Source organism: Nonomuraea sp. NPDC049028, assembly GCF_043197735.1.
Lineage (GTDB): Bacteria > Actinomycetota > Actinomycetes > Streptosporangiales > Streptosporangiaceae > Nonomuraea.
Window position 1 is genome coordinate 435,173 of sequence record NZ_JBICTR010000003.1, and the last position, 24,345, is coordinate 459,517.

The window sequence follows — 24,345 nt, forward strand, 5'->3', positions numbered from 1 at the left end:
TCATGGACGCGCTGCTTCTGGAGTGGGACACCGTCGTGGCGGCCTTCTGGATGACCGTGCGGCTGACGGCGGTGAGCGCGCTCGGCTCGCTGGTGCTCGGCACGCTGCTGACGGCCATGCGCGTGGCGCCGCTGGCGACCCTGCGCCGCGCCGCCGGCGTCTACGTGGCCGTGGCCCGTAACACCCCGCTGACGCTGCTGCTGCTGTTCACCGGCCTCGGCGTCGGCGCGAACCTGGGCGTGGAGCTCTCGTCCGACATCGCGACCAACAACTTCTGGCTGGCCTGCATCGGCCTGACGGCCTACACCTCGGCGTTCGTCTGCGAGGCGCTGCGCGCGGGCATCAACACCGTGCCGGTCGGCCAGGCCGAGGCCGCGCGCTCGCTCGGGCTCGGTTTCCTCCAGACGCTGGGGCTGATCACGCTGCCGCAGGCGTTCCGCGCGGTGATCGCGCCGCTGGGCAGCATCCTGATCGCGTTGACCAAGAACACCACGATCGCGCTCGTGGTGGGCGTGAGCGAGGCGTCGGTGCGGATGCGGGAGATGATCGAGACGTACGGAGACCAGGTGATGCAGATCTTCCTCGGGTTCGCGGCCGGGTTCGTGCTGCTGTGCCTGCCCATGGGCCTGCTGTTCGGCTGGCTGTCACGGCGCTTGGCGGTGGCCCGATGAGCGGTGGCCCGGTGAGCTACGCCAACCTCTACGAGGCGCCGGGGCCGCGCGGCGCGCGGCGCAACCGGGTGCTGGCCGGGGTCATCGCGCTGGTCCTGCTGGGGCTGGCCTATGTGACCTATGTACGCTTCGACGCCAAGGAGCAGTGGGCGGCCGGCAAGTGGACGCCGTTGCTGCGGCCGGAGGTGTGGACCACCTTCATCCTGCCGGGACTGGCGGGCACACTGGCCGCGGCAGTGGCGGGCGTCGTGCTGGCGGGCCTGTTCGGGCTGGTCTTCGCGACGGCCCGCCTCTCGGACCACCGGTGGATCCGGTGGCCGGCGGCGGCCGTGGTCGAGTTCTTCCGGGCCGTGCCGCTGCTGCTGCTCATCTTCTTCGCCTTCTTCGGGTCCTACGTTTTTACCGGGTCCAACGTCTCAGCCTTCACCGCCGTGGTGTTCGGACTGACCTTCTATAACGGGTCGGTGATCGCCGAGATCATCCGGGCCGGGGTGCTGAGCCTGCCCCGCGGCCAGGCGGAGGCGGCCCACGCGATCGGGCTGCGCAAGGGACAGGTCATGCGGCTGGTGCTGCTGCCGCAGGCGTTCCGGGCCATGATGCCGGCCGTGATCAGCCAGTTCGTGGTACTGCTGAAGGACTCGGCGCTCGGGTTGATCGTGGGCTACGACGAGTTGGTGGACCGGGGGCTGAACGGGATCGCGGCCAACTTCTCGAACGTCATCCCGGCGGCCATCCTCATCGCGGCCATCTTCATCGGCATCAACCTGTCGCTGGACCGGCTCGCTCACTGGCTCAGCCGGCGGTGACCCCGCCATTTACCCCATACAGCCAGTCAGACTGCCATACATCGCAATAGGTGGGGTATGGGGCGCACCAGGTCAAACTCGGCATGGGGTAAAGTAACCCATCATTCCGACTGTTATAGTCGGTTTTTGTCTTCGGGCCTGACTGGCGGCTCAGACAGAGAGGGATTGATGAGGGGCGGAACAACACGCCTTGCGGCAGCGGGCGTGGCGATCGTGCTGGGGCTCGCGGCGTGCGGCGGAGTGGACACGGGCGGCGGCTCGACGAATGCGGCGAAGCAGGAGATCACGGTCACCGCGTTCGCGGGTGCCTGGGGTGAGCTGTTCAAGAAGTCGTTCGTCGAGCCGTTCCAGCGTGACACCGGCGTCAAGGTGAACCTCGTCTACGGCGCGAACGCCGAATGGCTCACCAAGCTGCGCGCGGCCGGCGGCGAGAACCCGCCGTTCGACGTCATCGCCTTCACGCCCGACGCCTCGCGCCCCGCCGCGGCCACTGGCCTGCTCCAGCCGCTTCCGACCGACCGGCTGGCGCACTGGAAGGAGCTGGACCCCGTACTGACCGAGAAGTCCGCCTATGACGGCAAGCAGTACGGGGTGCCGCTCACCACGGGTTCGACCGGGCTGATGTACCGGACCGACAAGATCAAGAATCCGCCCGCCGACTGGTCGGACATCTTCGACAAGCAGTACTGCGGCCATGTCGCGCTGCCGCCCCTGACCTACAACCCGGGCCTGGAGTTCTTCTCCGCCCTGGTCACCTCCCAGGGCGGCAAGCTGTCCGACCCCGCCGCGGTGGACAAGGCGTTCACCCAGCTGGCGAAGCTGAAGGGCTGCGTGTCGTCGTTCCCGGCCAACGCCGGCAACGCCGCCACGGTCATGGAGAACGGCGACGCCTGGATCATGCCCTTCTGGGACGGCCGCGCCTTCGCCATGGAGCAGGCCGGCTCGCCGATCGGCTACACCTATCCCAAGTCCGGTCCGGTGGGCGCGCTGACCTCGTACTTCGTCGCCGCCGGCACGGCGAAGACCGTTCTCGCCACCAAGTTCCTCGACTACCTGACGGCGGCGCCCAACCAGAAGCCCTTCGCCGAGGGCACCTGGTACGCCGCCGGGAACGACACGATCACCTACAGCAAGGAGTTCGACCAGCGGGTGCAGCACGGACCCGAGGTCTATCGCAAGTTCATCTGGGTCGACTACGCGGTCGCGACCCCCAAGCTGAACGAATGGCAGCAGCGGTGGAACCAGATCTTCGGCTGATCGAACTGCCCGAGGAAGGCGCCGGACACGTCGAGATCGAGGGCCTGGCCGCCGGCTACGAGGGCGCCCGCGTGCTCGAACTGGAGCGGCTGTCGATCCGCAAGGGCGAGTTCCTCTCGATACTCGGGCCCAGTGGCTGCGGCAAGACGACCCTGCTCAACTGTGTCGCCGGCTTCGTGCAGCCGACGGCCGGGCGGATCGTGATCGACGGCGCCGACGTGACGGACCGCCCGCCGTACCGGCGGGGGCTCGGCATGGTCTTCCAGAGCTATGCGCTGTTCCCGCACATGACCGTCGCCGGCAACGTGGCGTACGGGCTGCGGATCCGGCGGCTGGACCGGGCCGAGCGGGAGGAGCGGGTACGCGAGGCCCTGCGCCTCGTCGGCCTGGAGGGCTACGCGGACCGCCGCCCCCGGCAGCTGTCCGGCGGGCAGCAGCAGCGGGTGGCCCTCGCCCGCGCCCTCGCCATCCGGCCCGCCGTCCTGCTGCTCGACGAGCCGCTGTCCAACCTCGACGCCAAGCTGCGCAGGGAGATGCGGGTGGAGCTGCGGGCCATCCAGCGCCGCATCGGCACCACGATGGTCTTCGTCACCCACGACCAGGAGGAGGCGCTGGCTCTGTCCGACCGGATCGCGGTCATGAACGGCGGCCGGATCGAGCAGCTCGGCACCCCCGACGAGGTCTACCGCCGGCCGGCGACCCGGTTCGTCGCGCAGTTCATCGGCGCGGCCAACGTCCTGGAAGGCACGGTGGCCGACGGCCGGCTCGACGTGGACGGGATCCTGCTCGACGCCGGCCCGCTACCGGTCCGGCAGGGCGGCCGGGCTGTGGTCGCGATTCGTCCCGAACGCATCCGGCTGGGCGCTGATGGCCAGGGCGTGCCCGGGACCGTGGGCTACCGCGCCTTCGCGGGCGACGCCTGGCACGTGGAGGTGCGGCTGGCGAACGGGCGCACGCTGACCGTGCAGGTCGCCGACACGGGCGCCGACTCCGCCGACCCACCGGGCGCGGGCTCGGGCGTCGTCGCGCACTGGGACCCGGCGGACGTGATCGTCCTCGACACGGGAGCGGGATCGGGCGAAGACGTGGGAGCCACCGGAGACGCCGGAGACGTGAGCGCGGACGGAGACGTGGGGGCGGGCGGATGACCCGTGCCAAACGATGGGCCGGTCTGACGTACGTGGCTCCGCTGGTCGTCTTCCTGACGGCGCTGTTCCTGGTGCCGCTCGTGGAGCTGCTCCGGCTCAGCTTCAGCCCGGTCGACTCCTACAACACGGCGCTGCCCGGCTTCACCCTCGACCAGTACAAGCGGGTCTTCACCGAGCCCTACTTCTACGGCTCGCTGCTGGAGACCCTGGCCACCGCGCTGCTGGTGGCGACTCTGTGCGTGCTGCTCGCGTACCCGGCCGCGTACGTCCTGGCCCGCCGCGCCCCCGGGACGATGCGCACCCTGCTGTTCGTCATCGTGATCTCGCCGCTGCTGACCAGCGTCGTGGTACGCACCTACGGATGGGTCGTCCTGCTGTCCGGCAACGGGGTCGTGAACCGGCTGCTCGTCGCCACCGGCCTGCGGGACGAGCCCGCGCGGCTGCTCACCAGCTACCCGTCGGTCGTGATCGCCGTGACGCACGTGCTGCTGCCGTTCGCGATCATCCCGCTCACGACCGCCCTCGGCGGGCTGGACCACAACCTGCACCGGGCCTCCCAGACGCTCGGCGCCGGGCCGGTACGGACGTTCCTGCGGGTCACGGTGCCGCTCAGCCTGCCCGGCGTGGTCACCGGTGCGCTCATCGTCTTCGCCCTCGCCATGGGGATCTACATCACGCCGCTGCTGGTCGGCGGCGTCACCCAGCCGCTGGCCGGCATCCGCGTCTACGACCAGGTGGAGACGGTGTTCAACTATCCGGTCGCGGCCGCGCTCAGCTTCGCGCTGCTGGCGCTCACGCTCCTGTCCACGACGCTGCTCGCGGGCGGGTTCCGGATCTGGGAACGGCGGCTCCATGGCTGAGCGGCGACGGAGGTTCGGCTACGACAGGGCCGTGGGGCTGCTGGGCGGCGCCTGCGCGACGGCCGTCTTCCTGTTCCTGATCGCGCCGCTGGTGGTGCTGGTGGTGAGCTCGTTCAACCGGGACGCCTCGATGGCCTTCCCGCCGTCCGGGCTGTCACTGCGCTGGTACGCCGAGGTGCTCGGCTCGCCCGACTGGCAGGTGTCGTTCCGGCTGAGCGGGATCCTCGTGCTCATGGTCGTACCGACGACCGTGGTGATCGGCACCCTCGCCGCCTACGGTCTGGCGCGGGGCTCCTTCCCCGGGCGGCGGCTGCTTCAGGGGCTGGCGCTGTCGCCGCTAATGGTCCCGGAGATCATCACCGCGCTCGGTCTGCTCTACTACTTCCACGGCGTCGGCCTGATCAACAGCGTCCCCGGGCTGTGGCTGGCCCATTCGCTGGTCGCGCTGCCCTTCGTGGTGCGCGCGGTCATGGTGAGCGCGGCGAACCTCGACCCGGCTCTCGAACGGGCCGCGACCAGCCTGGGCGCGGGCCGGGCCCGGGTCTTCTTCACCGTGACGCTGCCGCTGCTGCGGCCGGGCATCCTCGCGGGCGCGATCCTCGCCGCGGTCACGTCGCTGGGCGAGGTGGCCGTGACGGCTCTGGTGGCCGGTGCCAACACCACGACGGTGCCGCTGCGGATCTTCTCGGCCGTGCAGTACCAGCTCGACCCGTCGATGGCCGCGGTGTCCACGCTCCTCATGGCCGCGAGCGTGGTCGTGATGGTGATCGCCGATAGGTTCGCTCGTATTTCGGAGGCTTTGTGACTACGGCTGTTCCCTTGATGGCGCGGATCGGCATCGACGTCGGGGGCACGTTCACCGACCTCGTCGCCGCCGTACCGGAACGCGGCCTGGTGGTCCACCACAAGGAGCCGAGCACGACCGCCGACCCCTCCAGAGCCGTCGCGGACGGGCTGGCGGCCATCCTCGCGCAGGCCGGCCTGCGGCCCGAGGAGATCGGCGGTATCACGCACGGCACCACGATCGGGCTGAACGCCATCATCCAGCGCCGTGGCGCGCGGATCGCCCTGGTCGTGACCGAGGGCTACCGGGACATCCTGGAGATCGGCCGCAGCCGCATGCCGTCCTCCTTCGACCTGTACGCGGGCAAGGAGGAACCACTCGTCCCGCGTGACCGGATCGTCGAGATCTCCGCCCGGCTGGGCCCCGGCGGCGTGCCGGTGGCCGAACCGGACGCGCCGGAACTGGACCGCGTCGCCGCCCGGCTGCGCGCCACCGGGGCCGACGCGGCGGCGGTCCTGGTCCTGCACGGCTACACCGACCCGGACTTCGAGGAGGGCGTCGCGGCCGGCCTGCGGGCGCGGCTCCCGGAGCTGCCGCTGATGGCCTCCGCGACTGTCTGGCCCGAGGTACGCGAGTACGAGCGGGCGCTGGTGGCCTGCCTCAACGCCTACATCCAGCCGCTGATGCGCGATTACTTCGGACGGCTGGAGAGCCGGGTACGCGCGCTGGGCGTGCCCGCCCCCATCTTCATCAGCGCGTCCAACGGCGGGTCGATGACCCTGCGCTCCGCCGCCGAACGGCCCATCGAGACCGTGCTGTCCGGCCCGGCCGCCGGAGTGGCCGCGGCCGCCCGGCTCGGCATGGGCGCCATCGTCACCTTCGACATGGGCGGCACCAGCAGCGACATCTCCGTGACCGTCAACGGTTCGCCCGAACTCGCGACGCACACCACGGTCGGCGGGCTGCCGCTGATCGTGCCCGTCGTCGCGGTGAGCGCGATCGGGGCGGGCGGCGGGTCCGTCGTCCGGGTGGACGATCAAGGGGTGCTCAAGGTCGGGCCCGAGAGCGTCGGGGCCGAGCCCGGCCCGGTGGCGTACGGCCGGGGCGGGGACCGTCCGGCGGTGACCGACTGTTACCTGGCGACCGGGCTGATCGATCCGGCGACGTTCCTCGGGGGCCGGATGCGGCTCGACGCGGACGCCGCCGGCAAGTCCCTCGCCGACCTCGCCACCCGCCTGGGCTCCGCGGGGGACGGCGCCGCTGAGGAGGCGGCGCACCGAGTCGCCTCGGGCGCGCTGCGGGTGGCCACGGCGGGCATGGCCACCGAGCTCCAGAAGATCATGGCCCAGCGCGGCCTCGACCCCCGGCTGTTCACCCTCGTCCCGTTCGGGGGCGCGGGCCCGACCCACGCCGCGATGCTCGCCGAAGAGGTCGGCATCACCCACATCGTGGTACCGCCCACGGCCGCCACCTTCTGCGCCCTGGGCGCGGCGGGCGCCGACCTGCGCCGCGACTTCGCCCGCAGCCTGCGCCGCCGCCTCGACCCCACGAGCGCCGCCCGTCTCGCCGACATCCTCGGCGAACTGTCCGGCCAGGCCCGCGCCTGGCTCACCGAACAGTCCGCCGCCGCGGCAGGCTCCTCGCTGTCCTACTCGGCCGACATGCGCTACTCCGGCCAGGCGTACGAGCTCCGTGTCGCCCTGGATCCCGGCCGGTTCGAGGTGGCGGCGATCTCCGAGGCGTTCCACGCCGAGCACGAGCGTCTGTACGGCTTCCGCGACCAGCACGCCCCCATCGAGCTGGGCACCGCCAGGCTGGGCGTCGTCGGGCCGGTGGCCGAGCTGCCGTCCGCCGCTGTACGCCCGGGAACGGGACGTCCCACCCCGCACGGCCGCAGGCAGGTCCTGCTCGCCGGCGCGTGGCACGCCGCCGACGTCCACCTGCGGACGACCCTGGGCGTGGGCGACGCGTTCGACGGCCCGGCGATCGTCGAGCAGGACGACACCACCGTGGTCGTCCCGCCCGGCTGGTCCGGGGACGTGGACGGCGCCGGGAACCTGCATCTACATCGAAAGGCCTGATCGTGCGGCTCGACCCCGTCACCTTGGAGATCGTCGGCAACCGGCTGAGCGCCCTGACCGAGGAGATGTGCCTGACGCTGCAGCGTACGAGCCGGTCTCTGTACGTCAAGGAGACCGCCGACTTCTGCTGCGCGCTCGCCGGGCTCGACGGCGGCTTCGTCGCCTACCCGCGCGGCATCGGCGTGTCGGGGTTCGTCGGGCTGAACCTCCTGGAGGCGGTACGGAGCGCCGGGCCGCTGGAACCGGGCGACGTGATCATCACCAACGACCCGTACCGGTCCGGCGGCCTCGCCACCCACCTCACCGACATCCAGGTCATCGAGCCGTACTTCCATGAGGGCGAGGTGGTCGGCTACGGCTGGGCGTTCATCCACTGCTCGGACATCGGCGGCCGGGTGCCGAGCAGCCTGTCGCCGATCAACGACGAGATCTACCAGGAGGGCCTGCAGATCCCGCCGGTCAAGCTGGTTAAGGCGGGCGAGCCGAGCCGCGACGTGGAGGCGCTGATCACGGCCAACAGCCGCACGCCGGAAGCCAACCAGGGCGACATCCGGGCCATGCTCGCCGCCCTGCGCACCGGCCGCGAACGGCTCGCGGGCGTCATCGCCCAGCACGGCGTGGACACGGTGCTCGCGGCGCAGGACGACCTGGTCTCCTACACCGCGGGCAAGGCCAGGGCCGCCCTGTCCCGGCTCGACGACGGCACCTACCGGTTCGTCGACTACCTCGACGACGACGCGGTCTCCAGCATCCCGGTACGCCTGTCGGTCACCGCGACCCTCGACGCGGGCGAGCTGCATCTCGACTTCACCGGTACGGATCCGCAGGTCGCCGCGGCCTTCAACATCGCGACCCTGGGCCGGCCGCACGCCTGGATCACCACTCGGGTGCTCGCGCTCATCTGCACGCTCGACCCGGGCATCGCGCTCAACGCCGGGCTCATCGAGCCGATCAGCGTCACCGCGCCGGAGGGCTCGCTGGTCAACCCGGTGCGCCCGGCGGCCGTGGGCGTACGGCATGCCTCGGCGTCCCGCGTCAACGACGCCGTCGGCGGCGCGCTGGGGCTCGCCGCTTCGGCGATCCTCCCGGCGGCCTCCAGCGGCCTGGTGGTGCCCGTCGTAGTGGCCGAGCAGCAGAACGTCCAGGTGCTGGAGCCGATGGTCGGCGGAACCGGCGCCCGCGACGGCGCCGACGGAGTGGACGGCCGCGACAGCGGTATCTCCAACCTGTCCAACAACCCGGTGGAGACGGTCGAGACGGAGATCGGCGTCGAGATCCTCCGCTACGGCCTGCGGGCGGACTCCGGGGGCGCCGGGCGCTGGCGCGGCGGCTGCGGTCTCGAACTGACCTTCCGCGTGCTGGACGACGGCTCGAAACTGCTGGCCCGGGGGCTGGAACGGCTGTGCTTCCGCCCGTGGGGTGTGCGGGGCGGCGGTCCCGGCGCGCCTACGGAGCTGATCGTCAACCCGGGCACGCCGGGAGAGCGCCGGCATCTCAAGATCGATGTGCTGCCGCTGGAGCGTGGGGACGTCGTCACCCTCCTGACCTCGGGCGCGGGCGGTTACGGCGACCCGTACACCAGAGACCCCGCCGCCGTCCTGCGCGACGTGGAGCGCGGGGTGGTCTCGCCTGAAGCGGCGGCGCGCGAGTACGGCGTGGTGCTCGACAGCACCGATGTCGGGCTCGCGGTCGATGAGGCGGCCACCGCCGCGACCCGGCTGCTCGACCCTCGCGAGGGCTTCGGATTCGGGCCCGAGCGGCAGGCGTGGGAGTCCGTCTTCGACACCGGCACCGTGGACCGGCTGGTGGCCGCGCTGTTCCGCCTGCCGCGACCGGCGCGTCAGCCTCGCCGTAGCGCCCTGTACCACGCCGTACTCCGCGAGCTGCCCGACGGCTTCCCCCGAATCACCCCTGCCCCGGACCAGCTCGACACCGCCCGCCGTACCCTCATCAAGGAGATCATCACGCTGGAAGGACTCGCATGAGGGGAATCGACGCGGTGATGGGCCGGCTCGACGACGCGGCCCGGGACGAGCTCGCCGCGCTCTACCGGGACCTGCACCAGCACCCCGAGCCCGCCTTCGAGGAGAAGCGCACGGCGGGCATCGCCGCCGATCGCCTGCGGGAGGCCGGGTTCGAGGTGCGCACCGGCATCGGCGGCACCGGCGTGGCGGGCGTCCTGCGCAACGGGGAGGGGCCGACGGTCGCGCTGCGCGCCGACATGGACGCCCTGCCGGTGCTGGAACGCACCGGCCTGCCGTACGCGAGCACCAATGACGGACTCATGCACGCCTGCGGCCACGACATGCACGTGGCCTGCTTGTCCGGGGCCACGCACCTGCTGTCGGCGGGCCGCGACCAGTGGGCGGGCACGCTCGTGGCGCTGTTCCAGCCCGCGGAGGAGATCGCGGCCGGGGCTCAGGCCATGGTGGACGACGGGCTGTTCGACCTGACCGGCCGGCCGGCCGTCGTCCTCGGGCAGCACGTCCTCCCGCGACCGGCGAGCACGGTGTTCATCCGGCCGGGAGAGATCCTGGGCGCCGCCGACAGCATGGAGATCCGCCTGTACGGCAGGGGCGGGCACAGCTCTCAGCCGGAACGTACGGTCGACCCCGTGATCCTGGCCGCGGCCATCGTGATGCGCCTGCAGACGGTGGTCTCCCGTGAGGTGTCCCCCTTCGAGCGCGCCGTGCTGACGGTGGCCCAGATCCACGCGGGCCACAAGGAGAACGTCATCGCCGACGAGGCGTCCATCACGCTCAACATCCGCACCTTCTCCCCCGAGGTCCGCCGCACCCTGCTGGCCGCGATCGAACGCGTCGTCAACGCCGAGGCCGCGGCGTCCGGCGCGCCCCGGCCGCCCTCGTTCCACACCCTCAACGCCTTCCCCCTGACCGCCAACGACCCCGGCGCCACCGCCGACGTGACCGACGCCTTCACCACCCGCTTCGGGGCCGCCCGGGTCGCCGACCTGGCGCCGATGATGGGCAGCGAGGACTTCGGCGTCTTCGGCACCGCCGCCGGGGTGCCTTCCGTCTTCTGGGGTCTCGGTGGCATCGATCCGTCCCAGTACGCGCGCGCCGAGCGGGAGGGCCGCCTGGCCGAGGACGTACCGGGCAACCACTCCCCCTTCTTCGCCCCCTTGATCTCCCCAACCCTGCCGATGGGCGTCGAAGCCCTGGTCACCGGCGCCCTCACCTGGCTGAGCCGGTGAGTTACCGCGCCAGCCGCCCCAGCAGGCAGGAGGCCGCCGTGATGCCGAGCGCCGCGGCCGCGAGCAGCACCGCGAAGTCCAGCGGCAGGTTCGTGGGGATGCCGAGCAGCAGCCCGCGCAGCGCGTCGACCTGGTAGCTGAGCGGGTTGACCACGCTGATGTACCGCAGCCAGTCGGGCATGGCCGTGGTCGGGTAGAGCGCGTTGGACGCGAAGAACAACGGCATCGTGATGGCCTGCCCGATGCCCATCAGCCGGTCGCGGGTCAGCACGATCCCGGCGATCGTCACCGACAGGCAGGAGAAGAACGCCGAGCCGAGCACCACGGCCACGATGACCCCGGCCAGGCGTACCGGGTTCCAGGTCATGCTCACGCCCAGCAGCGCGGCGATGAGCACCACGACCACCGCCTGGATCATCGCCTTGACCCCGGCGGCGAACGCTTTGCCGGTGACCAGCGCGGCTCGCGGCGTCGGCGTGACCAGGAGCTTGGTCAGGACGCCCGAGTCGCGTTCCCAGATGATCTGGATGCCGTAGAAGATGGCGATGAACATGGTGGACTGGGCGATGATCCCGGGCGCCAGATAGTCCAGGTAGGGGATGCCCTCGGTGGGGATCACCTTGATCCGGGTGAAGGTCTCGCCGAAGATCAGCAGCCACAGAGCGGGCTGGACGGCGCGGGTGTACAGCTCGGTGCGATCGTGGCGCAGCTTCTGCAGCTCCACCACGCACATCGCGGCGACCCTGGCGGGCAGCACCCGCCACCCGGTGCGGGCACGCGGCGGAACGAGCAGCAGGTCGAAGCCGCTCCTGTCAGCCGAGTCGAGTGGCAGTGGTGCGGGTACGTCGGACATCGCGGAACTCCCCTCCTCCGTCGCCGAGGCCGCTGCCGGCGACGTCACGGAAGACGTCCTCCAGCGTCGGGGCCGAGCCGTCGCCGAGGCGGGCGCGCAGGTCGTCGGTGAGCTGCTGCGGTGTGCCGAGCGCCCGTACGCGTCCCTGGTGCATGAGCGCGACCCGGTCGCAGTATTGGTCGGCCTCGTCCATGTAGTGCGTGGTGACCAGGACGGTCATCCCGGTGGCGGCGCGTACCGCCATGATGTGCTCCCACACGCTGGTGCGGGCGATGGGGTCGAGCCCGATCGTCGGCTCGTCGAGCATGAGCAGGCGCGGCGCGCTGACCAGCGCCTGGGCGAGTTCGAGGCGGCGTACCATGCCGCCGGAGAAGGTGGCGGCCATCCGGTCGGCGGCCTCGCCGAGCCCCACGGCCTCGAGTGCCTGCTCGACACGGGCCGCCCGCTCACGGCGGGGGACGTCGAAGACGCGGGCGAACAGGGAGACGTTCTCCCGTCCCGTCAGGCTCGCGTCCGCCGACAGTTGCTGGGGTACGTAGCCGAGCAGGCGGCGTACCGCCATCTGCTCGGTGGCCGCGTCGTGCCCGAAAACCCGCACCATCCCGGACGGGATGGGCAGCAGTGTGGTCACGCAGCGGATGGCGGTGGTCTTGCCGGCGCCGTTGGGACCGAGCAGACCGAACACCTCACCGGCGACGACCGTCAGATCAAGGCCGTCCACGGCCCTGGTCTGCCCGAAGGAGTAGCGCAGGCCCGTACAGGCGACGGCCGGTGTGTCGTCACTCATATCATTTCCGCCTCCTCTTGCAGACCCTCGGCCAGCCGGCGCAACGCCGGAAGCGCGGCGGCCATTGCGACCCGGTCTTCTTCGCTGAGTCGTTGCACCCGCTCGCGAACGAGCGCGGCCCGCCGCTCCTCCCACGCCCGCAGTCGCGCCTCGGCCTCGGGGGTGAGTAGCAACCGGGCGGAGCGGCGGTCGTCATGGCCGATCTCGCGCCGCAGCAGCCCGGCGGCGGTGAGCTGATTGACCAGCGTGGACACCGAGTTCACCGCCAGAAAGAGCTCCTTGGCCGCCGCCGAGACGCCGATGCCGGGATTGGCGCCGACCAGCCGCAGCAACTCGACCTGGGCGCCACGGAGCGGCGGCCCGGTCATCCCCTGGCGCAGCCGACGCCGGATGAGCCGCTGGATACCGGTCAGGACACCGACGAGGGCGTCAGGAAGGTCCGCTGCGCTCATCCCAAAAAGATTAGCTCTGCTCACGAGCTAATGGGAAGACCCCAGCTCAGCAGTATTCGTAGTACGAGTTGACCGCGGGCTGGCCGGTGTAGTTGGGACCGGCTTGATCGTCAGACCCCCGGTAGCGGTACGGCAGGTCGATGAGACGCCGCCCCGTCCAGCCGATCCGCCGGGTCCGGCCGTCGTACCTCACGCCCTGCGAGCGCAGCGACGTGGTGAGGCGGCGGCCCGCGGGCGCGCCGCCCTCCAGACGGATGGCGCGAACGTCGAAGTTCGCGAGGAACAGTCCGTCGTCGGCGAGCCATGTGCCGATCCTGGCAAGTAGCCCGAGCTTGTCACCGATGTAGTGCAACCCGTGTACGCAGGTGATCAGGTCGAAGGGATGCTCGGGCCGCCATGTGGTGACGGAGGCGGTGATCAGCCGCAGGCGGGGCGGGCACGGCGTGCGGGCGAAGAAGCCGACCAGATCCACACCGACGATCTCAGCCTCGCCACCCTCGCCGCCCTCGCCGTCCTCGCCGTCCTCGCCGCCGAGCAGGTCGGCGGCCTGGCCGAGCGCGTACCCCGTCCCGCAGCACAGATCGAGCCAACGCACGGGCTCCCCCGCGCGCCGCCGGACACGCAGTGTGTCGACGACGTCGATGCCCAACTCGCGGTTGTAGCCGGGCAGGCGGCGTTCGCGGTTCATCCGGCAGTTGGCCACGACGGAGGAACGCTCGAGCGCGTCGTCGTCGAGCAGATTCACGACCTCACCTCCACTGACCGCCACCCAGGCCCTTGACAGCCCGCTTTACAGAAAAGAAACTTAACCAAAAGCTGCGAGAGAGCGCTCTCTTAGCCTTTGGGGCGGCAAGGTTACCCCGCAGCCGGCACGACCGTGAGGAGCCCGAACCATGATCACAAGACGAACCCTACTCGCCGGCGCGGCGGTAGCCGCCGCCACTCCGGTGCTGGCCCTCGCCCCCCCGAGCCGAGGCCGCCACGGTGCTCCCCCTGACCGTCGTCAACCACACCTTCCGGTACGCCAACAACGCGATCTTCCTCTACATCGTCGGCACCGACCTGGCCACCGGCCAGCAGGTCTACGTCCGCGCGGACGGCACGAGGGTGCCGGTATCGGCCTCACTCAACGGCCCCGACGGTTTCGCCGACCTGTCCATCCCGCTCGCCGCCAACGGCGACACCCGCCTCAACCTGCCATGGATGTCCGGCCGCATCTACGTCTCCATCGGCCAGAAGGTGAAGTTCAGGGTGGTCACGGACGGCAACGGCCGACCGGCGTTACAGCACCCGGCGGGCTGGGTGAGCTCGGACCCCAGCTACGGTGTGCTGCACGACTTCATGGAGTTCACGTTCAAGAGCGACGGCATGTTCTGCAACACCACCATGGTCGACATGTTCAGCATCCCGATGGAGCTCCGGCTCGACGGGCAGTCCAGCCAGACCGTCGGCACCCTCGTCCCCAACGGCCGCGACACCATCTTCGCCGGCATCGCGGCCAACCCCGCCTTCCGGCCCCTCATCGTCGGCGACAACCTCCGGGTGATCGCTCCGGGACACGGCATCGACTCGGGCATCTTCTCTTCCACGTACTTCGATCCGTACATCACTCAGGTCTGGAACACGTACGCCTCGGCCAACCTGCGGGTGACGGTCGGCGGGACCACGTACCCCGGGCGGGTGTCCGGCGGCCAACTCGTCTTCAACAACGGCATCCGGACGTTCGCCCGGCCGAGCACCCGCGACATCTTCTACTGCAACGGAGCCCTGGACGCCGGCGGCACCTCCGGTCCGGTCGCGGCGATCCTCGGCGCCGCGTTCAACCGCTCGACCCTGCACAACCACCCCGACCAGCCGACGACCGACCGGAGCACGTTCTATCTCACGTCGGTCAGCAACCATTACGCGCGGGTCCTGCACGAGAACACCCGGGACCACAAGGCGTACGGGTTCCCGTTCGACGACGTCGCGAACTACGCGTCCTATGTACAGGACCTGGCCCCCACAGCCCTGCGGCTACGACTCACGCCGTTCAACGGGACCGCCTGACATTCCAGCTTGACGCCGCCAGCGGTGTACGGGACGCGACCTGCCGACCATCCACCTCTCGACTGCGGGTGCTTCCACCAATGGCTTCGTTCAGGCTGCGTGGGCTTCGAACCACACCGAACCGAGATCGTGCCCGGACGTCAACCGCACATCCGCGTCGAGAGCGGCAGCCATATACCGCAACAATGCGACCGTAGGTGTCGTGCCCCCTTCTTCCAGGCATTCGATCTCGTCTACGGTCATGCCCGCCCGTTGGGCGAGTTCCTCAACGGTCAGATTGAGAGAGGTCCGACGGTCGTAGACGGCCTTACCGAAGGCCAGGGCCTCCTGAATCGCGATCCGTTCGGGATCATCCGGTCGCACCTCAGGGCGTACCCAGCGGGTGTGGTAGCCGGCCATCACACCTGCCTCTCAAAGATCTCGGCCACCGGTCCGTTGTGGTCTCGTTCACAGATCTTCTGCGCCCACACCGCCCGATCGATCTGTCGCTGATCATGCTGCTTGGTCTTGCGGAAGACCGTGAGCAACACGAGGTCCTGTCGGCAGTACACCAGTACGTTACCCGGGCCGCAACATCCCGAAGCCGTACCCGGAGCTCCCAGACCGGACCTTCCAAGTGGTCCGACCACGGTCCGCCAAGTTCGGCGCCCTTCTCGGCGAGCAGGCCAGCCACCTCATCGACTCGTTTGAAATCGCTGTCGCTGAGACTATTGAGCCATTCGCTCACTTCGAGCTCCAGCTCGAATCCGTACAATTGGCGCACCTCGCGCATCTTTCCTTCCCTCGACTGCCGCACATTCCGACCTCGAATAGTCACGTAACGTGCACGGTCGGATACATTAAGAAGCGTACCTGCGGCTCCCGGGGCGGCGCGCGGCTACTTCGCGAACGACCATCTGCCCATCTACCAAAGCCGAGCGGCAACTCTCGATGAGCTACTCAGCCTCAGCCGTCTGCACGAGAACACCCGGGACCTCAAGGCGTGCGGATTCCCGTTCGCCGACGTCGCGAACTTCGCGCCTTATGCGCAGGACCTTGCCCCGACGTCCCTGAGGTTACGACTCACGCCGTTCAACGGGAGCGCCTGACCTCCGCACTCACAGTTCGGATCACCTCACCGCAACCGCTTCAGGTACGACCGGCCCGTGCACTCGCCGAAGGTATGCCACCGCGTGTCCTGTGGCCGGTCGCTCGGGACACGGGGAAACGATCTCTCTTGGTCACGTCGCTTGACGTGCGCTCCGCGCGTCTCTGTGCGAGTGCCAGGAACGGTCAGCCAAGAGACCAGGAGTGTCGATCAGAGCGGGTCCCTGGTGGGAACTGCCCCACCTGGGCATCCATGTCAGGTGAGGGCCTGGTGGATCCGATGAGGGTCGGATTGTCGAGGGCCTGCGGCGTGAGCCGCACTCCCGTGGCCCGCTCGGCAAGCGCGAACGCGGTGTGGATCGGATCGCCCCAGTCCTCATCGTCGTCATCGACATCCTCGATGGGCATGCCGAGTGCGACCATGTGCGCCAGCAGTCGATCCTCATCACTGCCCGATCGGGAGCCGGGATAGTCAGGCTCGAACCTGGTCACCACCTCGCCATCGGCTGCGTGGACAAAGTGCTGGTCGGCGTTGATGTTCAGGAACACAGAAGCTGTCACCGTCCCCGCCGACAGCGGCTTGGTCACCGAGTCCTGTATCCCGGCGAAGCCGTTGGGCTCGATGAGGATGACGCCGCCCTCAACCGCGCTCGCAGCGACCGCTCCCTCGTCGAGAAGGTCCTCGATGCCCGCCTCCGGATGGACGGTGATGCCCAGCCGGTCGAATGCCTCCTGCGGGGTCAGCCCTCGAACGAACGTGATGCAGAAGGCCATGGCCAGACTTTCGTCGTGGTCGTCGAACCAGGCGTAGTCGTCGGCGTTCATCGAGTCTCCACGTCATCGGGGATCAACGCTGGAGATCCTGCCAAGCATGTCCGACAGGAATTGTCGGTCTACCTGCCTAAGGTCCAGACCGTGATCACCTATCTCACGGGCGACGCGACCGACCCGGCCGGCAACGAGCCGCGCATCATCTGCCACATTTGCAATGACGTCGGCGGCTGGGGCCGTGGATTCGTCCTGGCCGTCTCCCGCCGCTGGCCGGAACCCGAGGCCGAGTTCCGCGCCTGGCACCGCTCAGGTACGGGATTCGAGCTGGGCCAGGTGCAGCTGGTGCAGGTCGAGGAATCCCTGTGGGTGGCGAACATGATCGGCCAGCACGGCATCCGGCCCACCAAGGAAGGGCCGCCCATCCGCTACGACGCGGTCGACCGGAGCCTGGAAGCCGTCGCCATCAAAGCCATCGAACTTGGCGCGAGCCTGCATATGCCACGGATCGGCTGCGGCCTGGCCGGCGGGACATGGGACCGGATCGAACCGCTCATCACCCACCGGCTCGTTACAAAAGGCATCCCGGTGACCGTCTACGACCTGGAGTAAGCGCCCACCGTTCCTCCTCCCGCACCGCTCTCCCCATGAAGATCCACAGGCGACAGGTCGCTGAGCAGGCCGGGCTCCTACACCGCCGGCACCGCGTTCCATCACCTCGGCAGGGTGGATCCGGGGCCCGGCCGGCTGCTCTCCGCGTTATGTCAGCGGCGGCGTCAGGACGGCGACAGCCCGGTATCAGAGCGATTGGCGATGGTGGACATCGAAAGAACACCGCACAAGGAGCACATGATGCAGCAGTTCGACACCCTCGCCCCGATCACCGCCGTCCTGGACATCCCCGCCGGGCGCGTTCAGTTCATCGCGGCCGACCGGGCCGACACCACGGTTGAGGTCCTGCCCGCCAACGCCTCCAAGGGCCGTGACGTCAAGGCCGCCGAGCAGACCACGGTGGAATACGCCGACGGCGTCCTGCGGATCGAGACCGCGCAGAAGAACCAGTACCTCGGCCCGACCGGATCCATCGAGGTGACGATCCAGCTGCCCACCGGTTCCCGCGTCGAGGGGAAGTCGGGCAGCGCCGAACTGCGGACCGTCGGCCGCCTCGGCGACGTCACCTTCGAAGGCGCGTACCACCAGATCAAGCTGGACGAGACCGCGAGCCTCCGCCTCACCGCGACCGACGGCGACGTCGAGGTCGGCCGGCTGGGCGGCGCCGCGGAGATCAGCACCGCACGGGGCGACATCCGGATCGCCGAGGCCACCGGCGGCAAGGTCGTGCTCCGCACCGAGTCCGGCGACATCTCGATCAGCGCCGCCGCCGGCGTCTCGGCCTCCCTCGACGCCGGCACCGCCCACGGCCGCATCGCCAACACCCTCAAGAACGACGGCACCGCCGAACTCGACATCCACGCCACCACCTCCAGCGGCGACATCACCGCCCGCAGCCTGTGACCCGCGGCCTCCAAGGAGAGGTAGACCAAGTCCGGTCACGACGAACGGCCCCGGTCCATCCAAGTGGACCGGGGCCGTTCTAGAGAGCACCGCGAATGCCTTCAATGACGGCCACGGCCTCCGGAGAGGAGTCGCTGTCCTCCCAGAGCTCCAGCCACTCCGAGTCCTCACCCATCACCCGGTCCAGCGCCCGCACGGCCAGCGTCACGAGCTCGTCATCGATCTCCACTCTGCCGCCTTCCAGCAGGAAGTCCGGCGCATAAGGCGAGGTGATCGGCACACCGCTGCGCTGAGAGGCGACAATGGCCGCTGCCGCGATAGCCTCCGATGCCTCGTCGCTGTCCAGATATCTCGTACGACCCGCAGCGGCTTTGAGCGCCTTGCGGAGCAGAGCCGGACGCCGCTCAGGGGCTGCGTTGAGCGATCTTGCGGTGGCCAACGCCGCGGAACGGCTACTCTCGGGGGTTCCGTCGCGCTGCTCGGTGTTCGGCGGCCGCGATCATGCCGAGGATATAGCCGTACCCATGCGCGTATGCCTGCGACTTCGATGGGTCGGCGTCACTCGGAGGTACGTGGTCGGGGTCGATCGCCCCGTCGTATCCCGCGTCGGCCAGGATGTTGATGATCTCCGCGTGGTCGATGTCACCCTCGTCGCCCCACGTCTCGATGAAGTCGTTGCGCCGCCCCTTGATGTTGCGCAGGTGGATGTTGAACACCCGCTTGGTGGCGGCCAGCCGCTGGACGATGGGGTAGATCTCTCGCTTCGGGTTCCACAGCATCTCCGCCAGCGTCCCGCAGCAGAGGTTGAGGCCGTGGTAGCGGTTGCGGCGCAGATCCAGGAACGTGAACAGGCCCTTGCCACCGGGGACGCTGAGGACGTTCTCGACCACGCCGCGGTACCCGCCCGGCGGCGTTCCCGGATCCTGGGGGTGGCAGGCGAGACGCACCTTGTACTGCTCCGCCACCGGGACGACCCGCTCGAGGAAGTAGTCGATGCGCTCCCAGTACGTGTCCGGATCGACCTTGCCCGCGATGGTGTCCGGCAAGGTGTAGTCGAGGTCGCTCGCACGGAACTGGCGTAGCTTCGATCCCCCGCGGCCGGGCACCTCACCCGTGGTCATCACACCCAGGATGCTCATGTTGTATTTGATGGTTCCGACGCCGGCACGGCCACAGGCCTCGATCATCCGCTGAATGTCCTCGATGTCCCGGTCCCGCTCAGGACTCTTGCCCATCATGATCGCGGGACGGAAGTCGGTGTCGATCAATGATGATTCGAGGAACGGCAGGGCGACCATGTCCATCTCCAGGCCCTGGCTCTCGATGCGCTCCTTCTCCTGCTCCACTTCGGACACGAGCCAATACCCGCGATCGCCGGTCTTCTGGTCGTAGGGCGGGTCCACCGGGTAGCCGCACACTCGGGCGACGCCGTGGCGCCTGAACTCCTGGAGCGCGGCCTCAGACGGCGAGCGCCTCTGGGTGCCCAGCACCATGCGGGGCTTGGCGGTGTTGCCCGGCTCCTGGGCGTCGGCGGATGCTGCCGCGGCAGGGTCTGACGAGGCCATCATCGACGCGAGGCCGGCCCCGGCCGTCGCGGCGCCAGCGCGGAACAGTGTTCTGCGATCCACGTTGCTCGATTCCATGTGCGGTTTCCCTTCTGGGGGGTGCGGACGAGGCGTGATGACGAAACCCCGGTGTGCAACGAGATGGCTGATGGGAAGGACGCCGCGTTGTCTCATGTGCGTCTATGCCGGGTACGGGTGCTAGCCGGCTCTGAAGACCGGTGACCCGTCGTCGGGAATGGCGATGGCACTCGATGGCGTCAGGTCGACCCGACAGGTCCAGCCGGCGCGGACGGAGCGGGCGACCGCCTCGGCTTCGGCGCGCGTGTCGAAGCGTTGCGTTCGCAGCACTTCGGTCACGTCGGTTCTGATCGACTCGACCGGTCCCACTCCGGGCAGGTTCGCAGGTCCACGCGAGGCGAATCGAACCACACCTGGTCCAGCCATACCGAGTTCCGCCTGCCGTGCGAGGTGGTCACGGTATCGGAGTCGTCGTCGGCGAGTTGATCGTCAAAGTGGGTCACGGGAAACGCGAGCAGGCCGGTGGTCAATCGGCTGGCCGGTTCGGAAGGGGGGTCAGCGCCACGCCGTCACGCTAGGAGCATCGATGATGCTTGTCCAAGAGCATTTCCGTATCACTTGATACCGTGATGGCATCATCGGCGGCGGCGCTCAGTAAACACCAAGGTCACCGCGTGGGCGGACCATCGGGGCAACCGGTCCCCAGGGCGTGCAGCACCCGGCTGAGCGCTGGATTACGCGAGTGCCGCGACCATAGTAGGTGCAGTTCGACGGGTTCGGGATGGCGACTGGCCAGGGGTACGTATTCAACCCCCGGGACGTTGTTCCGGGCGGCGGATGCGGGAACGAAGGCGATACCACGACCGGCGGACACCAACCACAGCATGGTGAGCACCTGGCTCACGCTGTGCACCACTCGTTCCTGGGTCAGCGGCACAGTGCTGACCACCAGGTCGTAGAAGTAGCGAGCTCGCTGCTGCCCGTGGAAGATCAACGGCTCTGTGCCGAGGTCGTCGGCGTGCGCGGGCCGATCGAGTCGGGTCAGCCGGTGCCCGGCGGGCACCGCCAGCAATAGTGCCTCGCGATACACCAAGAGGGAATCAAACAACTCGGGGTCGAACGGTGGGCGTGCCAGTCCGAGGTCGAGGTCCTCGCCGGCGAGAGCTGCGACCTGTTCGCGGGTCACCATTTCAAACAGTTCGATCTGTACGTCCGGCAATTCGTGTTCGAGCTGGTTGAGCATACGGCCAAGGACACTGAACGTGGCTGTGGCCGTGAAGCCGAGCCGAATCAAGCCACAGGTGCCGAAGTGGACGCGCTGCGCCAGATCGGACGCGGCTTCGGCGATGGCCAGAATGCGCCGAGCCTCGCCGAGGAAGGCCTCACCGGCCGGCGTGAGCGCCACGCGCCGATTGTCACGTTCGAGCAGTTGCACGCCCACGGCTGATTCGAGTTTCCGGATCTGCCGACTCAGCGGCGGCTGGGTCATGCGAAGCCGCATGGCCGCCCGACCAAAGTGCAGTTCCTCGGCTACGGCGACAAAGCCTCGGAGTTGCTCAAAGGTGTACATCATACGGGGAAGGTATCTCTCCATCCACCAACGGGGTTGGACGGGCATTTTACGCAGTCACCGGCTGTGCGCGCTCGCAGATGCGGCTCGCAATCGTTCCTCACGGATCATGCCGAGGCCCCGTCCGGTCGAAACGTTCACGAACAGCTCCGGGCGTGGTCGGGCCACCCAGCCTCGGGGTTCCGGACTGCTGCAGACGCCTCAGTACGCCCAGGCGTCGCGGCCACGTTGGTGGACGGCTCGCGGGAGGAGATCCAGCGCCGAGCCGAGGCACGGATCACCCGTCAGCAGCTGCTGATCCAGGACATGCCGCCCGAGGTCACCGTGATCCTGGGACGAGGCCATCCGGCGGAGGCACGTATCACGATCTATCTGATCCCTTTCGGCGCGGGTGGTCATACCGGACTGGACGGCGAGTTCACTGTTCTCGACCTTCCTGACGAAGAAGATCCACCCCGTCGTCCATCAAGAGGGGCTCACCCCTTGAGCCTGTATGTAATGGCCGCACCGCGAATCTCCGATGGGCGACCGTTTCGCTGCGGTGTCGTGTAGTCACCCTGTGGGCGTTCCGACTGGTGCAGGCCAATATCACCGCCTATGTCAGCGACAGAATACAGAGCATCATGCCCGAAATGAATCCTCGGCATATTGCAGCATGTTTTTTCATCCGTCATCGTTGCAGCTGATGCCCGCATTCCGGACCGCTCCGTCTGTATGGCGCAGAAGCCGGGCCTAGGCATGGATTGGTGTCGAAACGGCGTGATAGCCAAGAGAAAACTGTCAGAAATTGTGTATAACGAGGCGGGTGGGATAGTTTATGGTTCGCTTGTCCAAGCCCGTGACATATCCGGCGGAGTCCATTTCCACGAAGTGGCCTCCCTGCCCGCGCCGAGCCAGCTTCCCCCGCGCCCGCGTCTGATCGACCGTGAAGCCGCCATCGCCGAGCTCGATGGCCTGCGGGAGGACGCGGCGGATGTGCCGGTCACCGTGCTGATAACGGGTTCGGTGGGCGTGGGCAAGTCCGTGCTGGCCCTGAGCTGGGCGCACATGATCCGCTCGTACTACCCCGACGGGCAGTTGTACGCCGAACTGCGCGGACATTCCGACCGTGCCCCGGCCTCCCCTCAGGAAGTGCTGGGCGACTTCCTGCACGCCCTCGGCATCCCGGCGGAGCTCATACCGGGCGAACCGGCCCAGCGGGCGGCGCTGTATCGCACCGTGACCCATGACCAACGGCTGCTCGTCGTGCTCGACGACGCGCTGACTGCGGCTCAGGTACGCCCGCTGCTTCCGGCCTCGCCGACGAGCGTCACTGTGGTGACCAGCAGGCACCGGCTGACCAGCCTGCTGGCGCAGGGTGCGCGCGGGGTGTACGTCGACCGCTTCGACGCCGCGGCGAGCCTGGCCTTTCTCCGCGACACCCTGGGGAGCGACCGGGTGGACCGGCAGCGGGAGGCGGCCTCCGAACTGGTCGAACTGTGCATGCGGCTGCCACTGGCCCTGAGCGTGGCGGCGGCCCGCCTGGCCGCGCGGCCGAGCTGGCCGCTTCGCGAGATGGTCACCGCGCTGGCCGAGGAGCAACGGACGCTGACGATCGGAGACGACATGGCAGTCCGCTCCGCGCTCGACCTCTCTTACCGAGCGCTCGGCCCCGAAACTGCGCGGCTGTACCGGTATCTGGCTCTCGTACCAGGGAGCACGTTCGGTGGTGACGCGGTGGCCGCGCTCGCCGACATCCCCCGGCTGGAGGCCAGGCGGCTGCTCGGGGAGCTGACCGACGCGAACCTGCTGACCGACATCTCCGACGGCCGCTACCGCTTCCATCACGCGCTGGTCCGCCTGCACGCCGCCCAACTGGCCGAGGCGGAGGACCAGCGCGAAGCCCGTGAGGGCGCGGAGGGGCGGTTGCTCGCCTGGTACCTCGCCACGGCCGCGAACGCGGAACGGCAGCTCCGGCCGTACCGCACCGGGCTGCCTCGCGATGCCGAACCGCCGCCCGCCGAGCCGACGGACTTCGGCGGCCCACAGGACGCACTCGGCTGGCTGGCGGCCGAACGCGCGAACCTGAGCGCCGCCGTCACCCTGGCATACACACGGGGGCGGGAGGTCTCGGCATGGCAGCTCGCCGATTCCATGTGGTCGCTGTTCCTGTACATGGGCCATCAGGTGGAGCGGGTCGGGGTGGAGGAGACGGGGCTGGCGGCGGCGCGCGCGGCCCGAGACCCCTACGCCGAGGCGAAGATGCTGAACCGCCTGGGGCTGAGCCTGTACGACCTGGGGCGCTACGACGACGCCGTCGAGCGGTTCGAGGAGGCGCTGCAGATCTGGCGCCGGCTCGGCGAGCGGGGCAGAGAGGCCGGATCACTGCGGCGGCTCGGGCTGGTCTCGGCGGCGCGGGGTGACCATGAGGTGGCGATCGCCAGGTTCACCGCCTCGATCGCCATGTACCGGGAGTCGGGGGCCGACCGGCAGGCCGCGCTGGGACTTACGGATCTCGCCGGCGTTCTCGTGGCTCAGGGGCGGGGATCTGACGCGGTGATCCATCTGGAGCAGGCGCGGAGGATGCTGAGCGAGGTCGACGACCTCTATAACCGGGCCCGAGTGGGGATCCTTCTTGGGTATGCCCATGTCGATCAGGAGCAGGCGGATCGTGAGCTGCGTTCCGCGCTGGAGATCATGGATCAGCTGGGATCTTCGGCCGGCCGGGCCGCGGCCCTGGAGGGCCTGGGCGAGCTGGCCGAACGTACCGGCCGACCGGAAGAGGCACATCACTGCTATGAGATGGCGCTGGAAGTGCTTGGCGAAGCCGAGTCTGCGACCTATCTCCGGCTCAGGGGCCGCCTGGACCATCTCTCTTGAGG

25 protein-coding genes are annotated in these 24,345 nt (G+C 69.1%); 14 read left to right on the top strand and 11 right to left on the bottom strand.

The window, feature by feature from the left end; translation table 11 throughout:
• Positions 1 to 2 precede the first annotated feature (2 nt).
• From ACGFJ2_RS12920 to ACGFJ2_RS12960, 9 genes are all read left to right on the top strand, one after another.
• Entirely contained in the window at positions 3 to 671 is a 669-nt protein-coding gene (locus ACGFJ2_RS12920) for an amino acid ABC transporter permease (RefSeq protein ID WP_357956201.1), read from the top strand.
• The gene (locus tag ACGFJ2_RS12925) at positions 668 to 1,477 is read left to right on the top strand and encodes an amino acid ABC transporter permease (protein WP_393467610.1); all 810 of its coding nucleotides are present in this window, start codon (positions 668 to 670) and stop codon (positions 1,475 to 1,477) included. Before ACGFJ2_RS12920 ends, ACGFJ2_RS12925 begins: the two co-directional genes overlap by 4 nt.
• Before the next feature lie 204 nt (positions 1,478 to 1,681).
• A complete protein-coding gene (locus tag ACGFJ2_RS12930) occupies positions 1,682 to 2,734 on the top strand; it encodes an extracellular solute-binding protein (protein ID WP_357956205.1) in 1,053 nt (350 codons plus the stop codon).
• Positions 2,713 to 3,882: an ABC transporter ATP-binding protein gene (locus ACGFJ2_RS12935; RefSeq protein WP_357956207.1), complete on the top strand. Its 1,170-nt coding sequence runs from the start codon at positions 2,713 to 2,715 to the stop codon at positions 3,880 to 3,882. The genes ACGFJ2_RS12930 and ACGFJ2_RS12935 overlap by 22 nt, the downstream gene beginning before the upstream one ends.
• The gene (locus ACGFJ2_RS12940) at positions 3,879 to 4,742 is read left to right on the top strand and encodes an ABC transporter permease (RefSeq protein ID WP_357956209.1); all 864 of its coding nucleotides are present in this window, start codon (positions 3,879 to 3,881) and stop codon (positions 4,740 to 4,742) included. Before ACGFJ2_RS12935 ends, ACGFJ2_RS12940 begins: the two co-directional genes overlap by 4 nt.
• Positions 4,735 to 5,547: an ABC transporter permease gene (locus ACGFJ2_RS12945; protein WP_357956212.1), complete on the top strand. Its 813-nt coding sequence runs from the start codon at positions 4,735 to 4,737 to the stop codon at positions 5,545 to 5,547. The genes ACGFJ2_RS12940 and ACGFJ2_RS12945 overlap by 8 nt, the downstream gene beginning before the upstream one ends.
• On the top strand, positions 5,544 to 7,607 hold the full coding sequence (locus tag ACGFJ2_RS12950) for a hydantoinase/oxoprolinase family protein (protein WP_393467615.1): 2,064 nt from the start codon (positions 5,544 to 5,546) through the stop codon (positions 7,605 to 7,607). The genes ACGFJ2_RS12945 and ACGFJ2_RS12950 overlap by 4 nt, the downstream gene beginning before the upstream one ends.
• Positions 7,608 to 7,609: 2 nt before the next feature.
• Entirely contained in the window at positions 7,610 to 9,592 is a 1,983-nt protein-coding gene (locus ACGFJ2_RS12955; RefSeq protein WP_393467618.1) for a hydantoinase B/oxoprolinase family protein, read from the top strand.
• Complete coding sequence (locus tag ACGFJ2_RS12960; protein ID WP_393467620.1) at positions 9,589 to 10,821, top strand: amidohydrolase; 1,233 nt, start codon at positions 9,589 to 9,591, stop codon at positions 10,819 to 10,821. Before ACGFJ2_RS12955 ends, ACGFJ2_RS12960 begins: the two co-directional genes overlap by 4 nt.
• Before the next feature lies 1 nt (position 10,822).
• Here the strand turns inward: ACGFJ2_RS12960 and ACGFJ2_RS12965 are convergent, their stop codons facing one another.
• From ACGFJ2_RS12965 to ACGFJ2_RS12980, 4 genes are read right to left on the bottom strand one after another with little or no spacing between them, the layout of a single operon-like run.
• Complete coding sequence (locus tag ACGFJ2_RS12965) at positions 10,823 to 11,674, bottom strand: ABC transporter permease (protein WP_393467622.1); 852 nt, start codon at positions 11,672 to 11,674, stop codon at positions 10,823 to 10,825.
• A complete protein-coding gene (locus ACGFJ2_RS12970) occupies positions 11,634 to 12,461 on the bottom strand; it encodes an ABC transporter ATP-binding protein (RefSeq protein WP_393467624.1) in 828 nt (275 codons plus the stop codon). The genes ACGFJ2_RS12965 and ACGFJ2_RS12970 overlap by 41 nt, the downstream gene beginning before the upstream one ends.
• Entirely contained in the window at positions 12,458 to 12,913 is a 456-nt protein-coding gene (locus ACGFJ2_RS12975) for a MarR family winged helix-turn-helix transcriptional regulator (RefSeq protein ID WP_393467627.1), read from the bottom strand. Before ACGFJ2_RS12975 ends, ACGFJ2_RS12970 begins: the two co-directional genes overlap by 4 nt.
• A 46-nt stretch (positions 12,914 to 12,959) precedes the next feature.
• Positions 12,960 to 13,658, bottom strand: coding sequence for a class I SAM-dependent methyltransferase (locus tag ACGFJ2_RS12980; protein ID WP_393467630.1), 699 nt, complete (start codon positions 13,656 to 13,658; stop codon positions 12,960 to 12,962).
• Between the two features lie 239 nt (positions 13,659 to 13,897).
• Between ACGFJ2_RS12980 and ACGFJ2_RS12985 the strand changes: the two genes are divergently transcribed.
• Complete coding sequence (locus ACGFJ2_RS12985; protein WP_393467633.1) at positions 13,898 to 14,962, top strand: beta-1,3-glucanase family protein; 1,065 nt, start codon at positions 13,898 to 13,900, stop codon at positions 14,960 to 14,962.
• A 90-nt stretch (positions 14,963 to 15,052) separates the two neighbouring features.
• On the opposite strand, the gene ACGFJ2_RS12990 is transcribed toward ACGFJ2_RS12985, so the two are convergent.
• The 3 genes from ACGFJ2_RS12990 to ACGFJ2_RS13000 form a co-directional block, all read right to left on the bottom strand.
• Positions 15,053 to 15,361: a helix-turn-helix transcriptional regulator gene (locus ACGFJ2_RS12990; protein WP_363996542.1), complete on the bottom strand. Its 309-nt coding sequence runs from the start codon at positions 15,359 to 15,361 to the stop codon at positions 15,053 to 15,055.
• Positions 15,327 to 15,734 (bottom strand): type II toxin-antitoxin system RelE/ParE family toxin, encoded by a 408-nt coding sequence (locus ACGFJ2_RS12995; protein WP_393467637.1) that lies wholly within the window; start codon positions 15,732 to 15,734, stop codon positions 15,327 to 15,329. Before ACGFJ2_RS12995 ends, ACGFJ2_RS12990 begins: the two co-directional genes overlap by 35 nt.
• 500 nt (positions 15,735 to 16,234) lie before the next feature.
• Positions 16,235 to 16,873 carry a DUF6461 domain-containing protein gene (locus ACGFJ2_RS13000; RefSeq protein ID WP_393467639.1) on the bottom strand — a complete coding sequence of 213 codons (639 nt, stop codon included), beginning with the start codon at positions 16,871 to 16,873 and terminating at the stop codon, positions 16,235 to 16,237.
• 90 nt (positions 16,874 to 16,963) lie between these two features.
• Between ACGFJ2_RS13000 and ACGFJ2_RS13005 the strand changes: the two genes are divergently transcribed.
• Entirely contained in the window at positions 16,964 to 17,428 is a 465-nt protein-coding gene (locus ACGFJ2_RS13005) for a macro domain-containing protein (protein ID WP_393467641.1), read from the top strand.
• Positions 17,429 to 17,668: 240 nt separating this feature from the next.
• Complete coding sequence (locus tag ACGFJ2_RS13010) at positions 17,669 to 18,331, top strand: DUF4097 family beta strand repeat-containing protein (protein ID WP_393468525.1); 663 nt, start codon at positions 17,669 to 17,671, stop codon at positions 18,329 to 18,331.
• Positions 18,332 to 18,410: 79 nt separating this feature from the next.
• Here ACGFJ2_RS13010 and ACGFJ2_RS13015 read toward each other — a convergent pair whose 3' ends face one another.
• The 4 genes from ACGFJ2_RS13015 to ACGFJ2_RS13030 form a co-directional block, all read right to left on the bottom strand.
• Positions 18,411 to 18,770, bottom strand: a complete 360-nt coding sequence (locus ACGFJ2_RS13015) for a DUF4259 domain-containing protein (RefSeq protein WP_393467644.1) — start codon at positions 18,768 to 18,770, stop codon at positions 18,411 to 18,413.
• Positions 18,771 to 18,783: 13 nt separating this feature from the next.
• Entirely contained in the window at positions 18,784 to 19,959 is a 1,176-nt protein-coding gene (locus ACGFJ2_RS13020) for a mannonate dehydratase (protein WP_393467647.1), read from the bottom strand.
• 135 nt (positions 19,960 to 20,094) lie between these two features.
• Positions 20,095 to 20,253 carry a hypothetical protein gene (locus ACGFJ2_RS13025; protein WP_357956244.1) on the bottom strand — a complete coding sequence of 53 codons (159 nt, stop codon included), beginning with the start codon at positions 20,251 to 20,253 and terminating at the stop codon, positions 20,095 to 20,097.
• A 328-nt stretch (positions 20,254 to 20,581) separates the two neighbouring features.
• On the bottom strand, positions 20,582 to 21,487 hold the full coding sequence (locus ACGFJ2_RS13030) for a LysR family transcriptional regulator (RefSeq protein ID WP_357956247.1): 906 nt from the start codon (positions 21,485 to 21,487) through the stop codon (positions 20,582 to 20,584).
• 225 nt (positions 21,488 to 21,712) lie between these two features.
• Here ACGFJ2_RS13030 and ACGFJ2_RS13035 point away from each other — a divergent pair, with 225 nt between their 5' ends.
• Complete coding sequence (locus ACGFJ2_RS13035; protein WP_393467651.1) at positions 21,713 to 22,036, top strand: hypothetical protein; 324 nt, start codon at positions 21,713 to 21,715, stop codon at positions 22,034 to 22,036.
• 318 nt (positions 22,037 to 22,354) lie between these two features.
• Complete coding sequence (locus ACGFJ2_RS13040; RefSeq protein ID WP_393467654.1) at positions 22,355 to 24,343, top strand: ATP-binding protein; 1,989 nt, start codon at positions 22,355 to 22,357, stop codon at positions 24,341 to 24,343.
• The last annotated feature ends 2 nt before the right edge of the window (positions 24,344 to 24,345 follow it).

Bases quoted from the DNA above. Each gene is read 5' to 3' on its own strand.
- ACGFJ2_RS12965 (WP_393467622.1), bottom strand. From the start codon at position 11,674: ATGTCCGACGTACCCGCACCACTGCCACTCGACTCGGCTGACAGGAGC.
- ACGFJ2_RS13030 (WP_357956247.1), bottom strand. From the start codon at position 21,487: ATGATGTACACCTTTGAGCAACTCCGAGGCTTTGTCGCCGTAGCCGAG.
- ACGFJ2_RS13010 (WP_393468525.1), top strand. From the start codon at position 17,669: ATGCAGCAGTTCGACACCCTCGCCCCGATCACCGCCGTCCTGGACATC.
- ACGFJ2_RS12945 (WP_357956212.1), top strand. From the start codon at position 4,735: ATGGCTGAGCGGCGACGGAGGTTCGGCTACGACAGGGCCGTGGGGCTG.
- ACGFJ2_RS12970 (WP_393467624.1), bottom strand. From the start codon at position 12,461: ATGAGTGACGACACACCGGCCGTCGCCTGTACGGGCCTGCGCTACTCC.
- ACGFJ2_RS12960 (WP_393467620.1), top strand. From the start codon at position 9,589: ATGAGGGGAATCGACGCGGTGATGGGCCGGCTCGACGACGCGGCCCGG.
- ACGFJ2_RS12920 (WP_357956201.1), top strand. From the start codon at position 3: ATGGACGCGCTGCTTCTGGAGTGGGACACCGTCGTGGCGGCCTTCTGG.
- ACGFJ2_RS13000 (WP_393467639.1), bottom strand. From the start codon at position 16,873: ATGAACGCCGACGACTACGCCTGGTTCGACGACCACGACGAAAGTCTG.
- ACGFJ2_RS12990 (WP_363996542.1), bottom strand. From the start codon at position 15,361: ATGGCCGGCTACCACACCCGCTGGGTACGCCCTGAGGTGCGACCGGAT.
- ACGFJ2_RS12995 (WP_393467637.1), bottom strand. From the start codon at position 15,734: ATGCGCGAGGTGCGCCAATTGTACGGATTCGAGCTGGAGCTCGAAGTG.
- ACGFJ2_RS12925 (WP_393467610.1), top strand. From the start codon at position 668: ATGAGCGGTGGCCCGGTGAGCTACGCCAACCTCTACGAGGCGCCGGGG.
- ACGFJ2_RS12975 (WP_393467627.1), bottom strand. From the start codon at position 12,913: ATGAGCGCAGCGGACCTTCCTGACGCCCTCGTCGGTGTCCTGACCGGT.
- ACGFJ2_RS12940 (WP_357956209.1), top strand. From the start codon at position 3,879: ATGACCCGTGCCAAACGATGGGCCGGTCTGACGTACGTGGCTCCGCTG.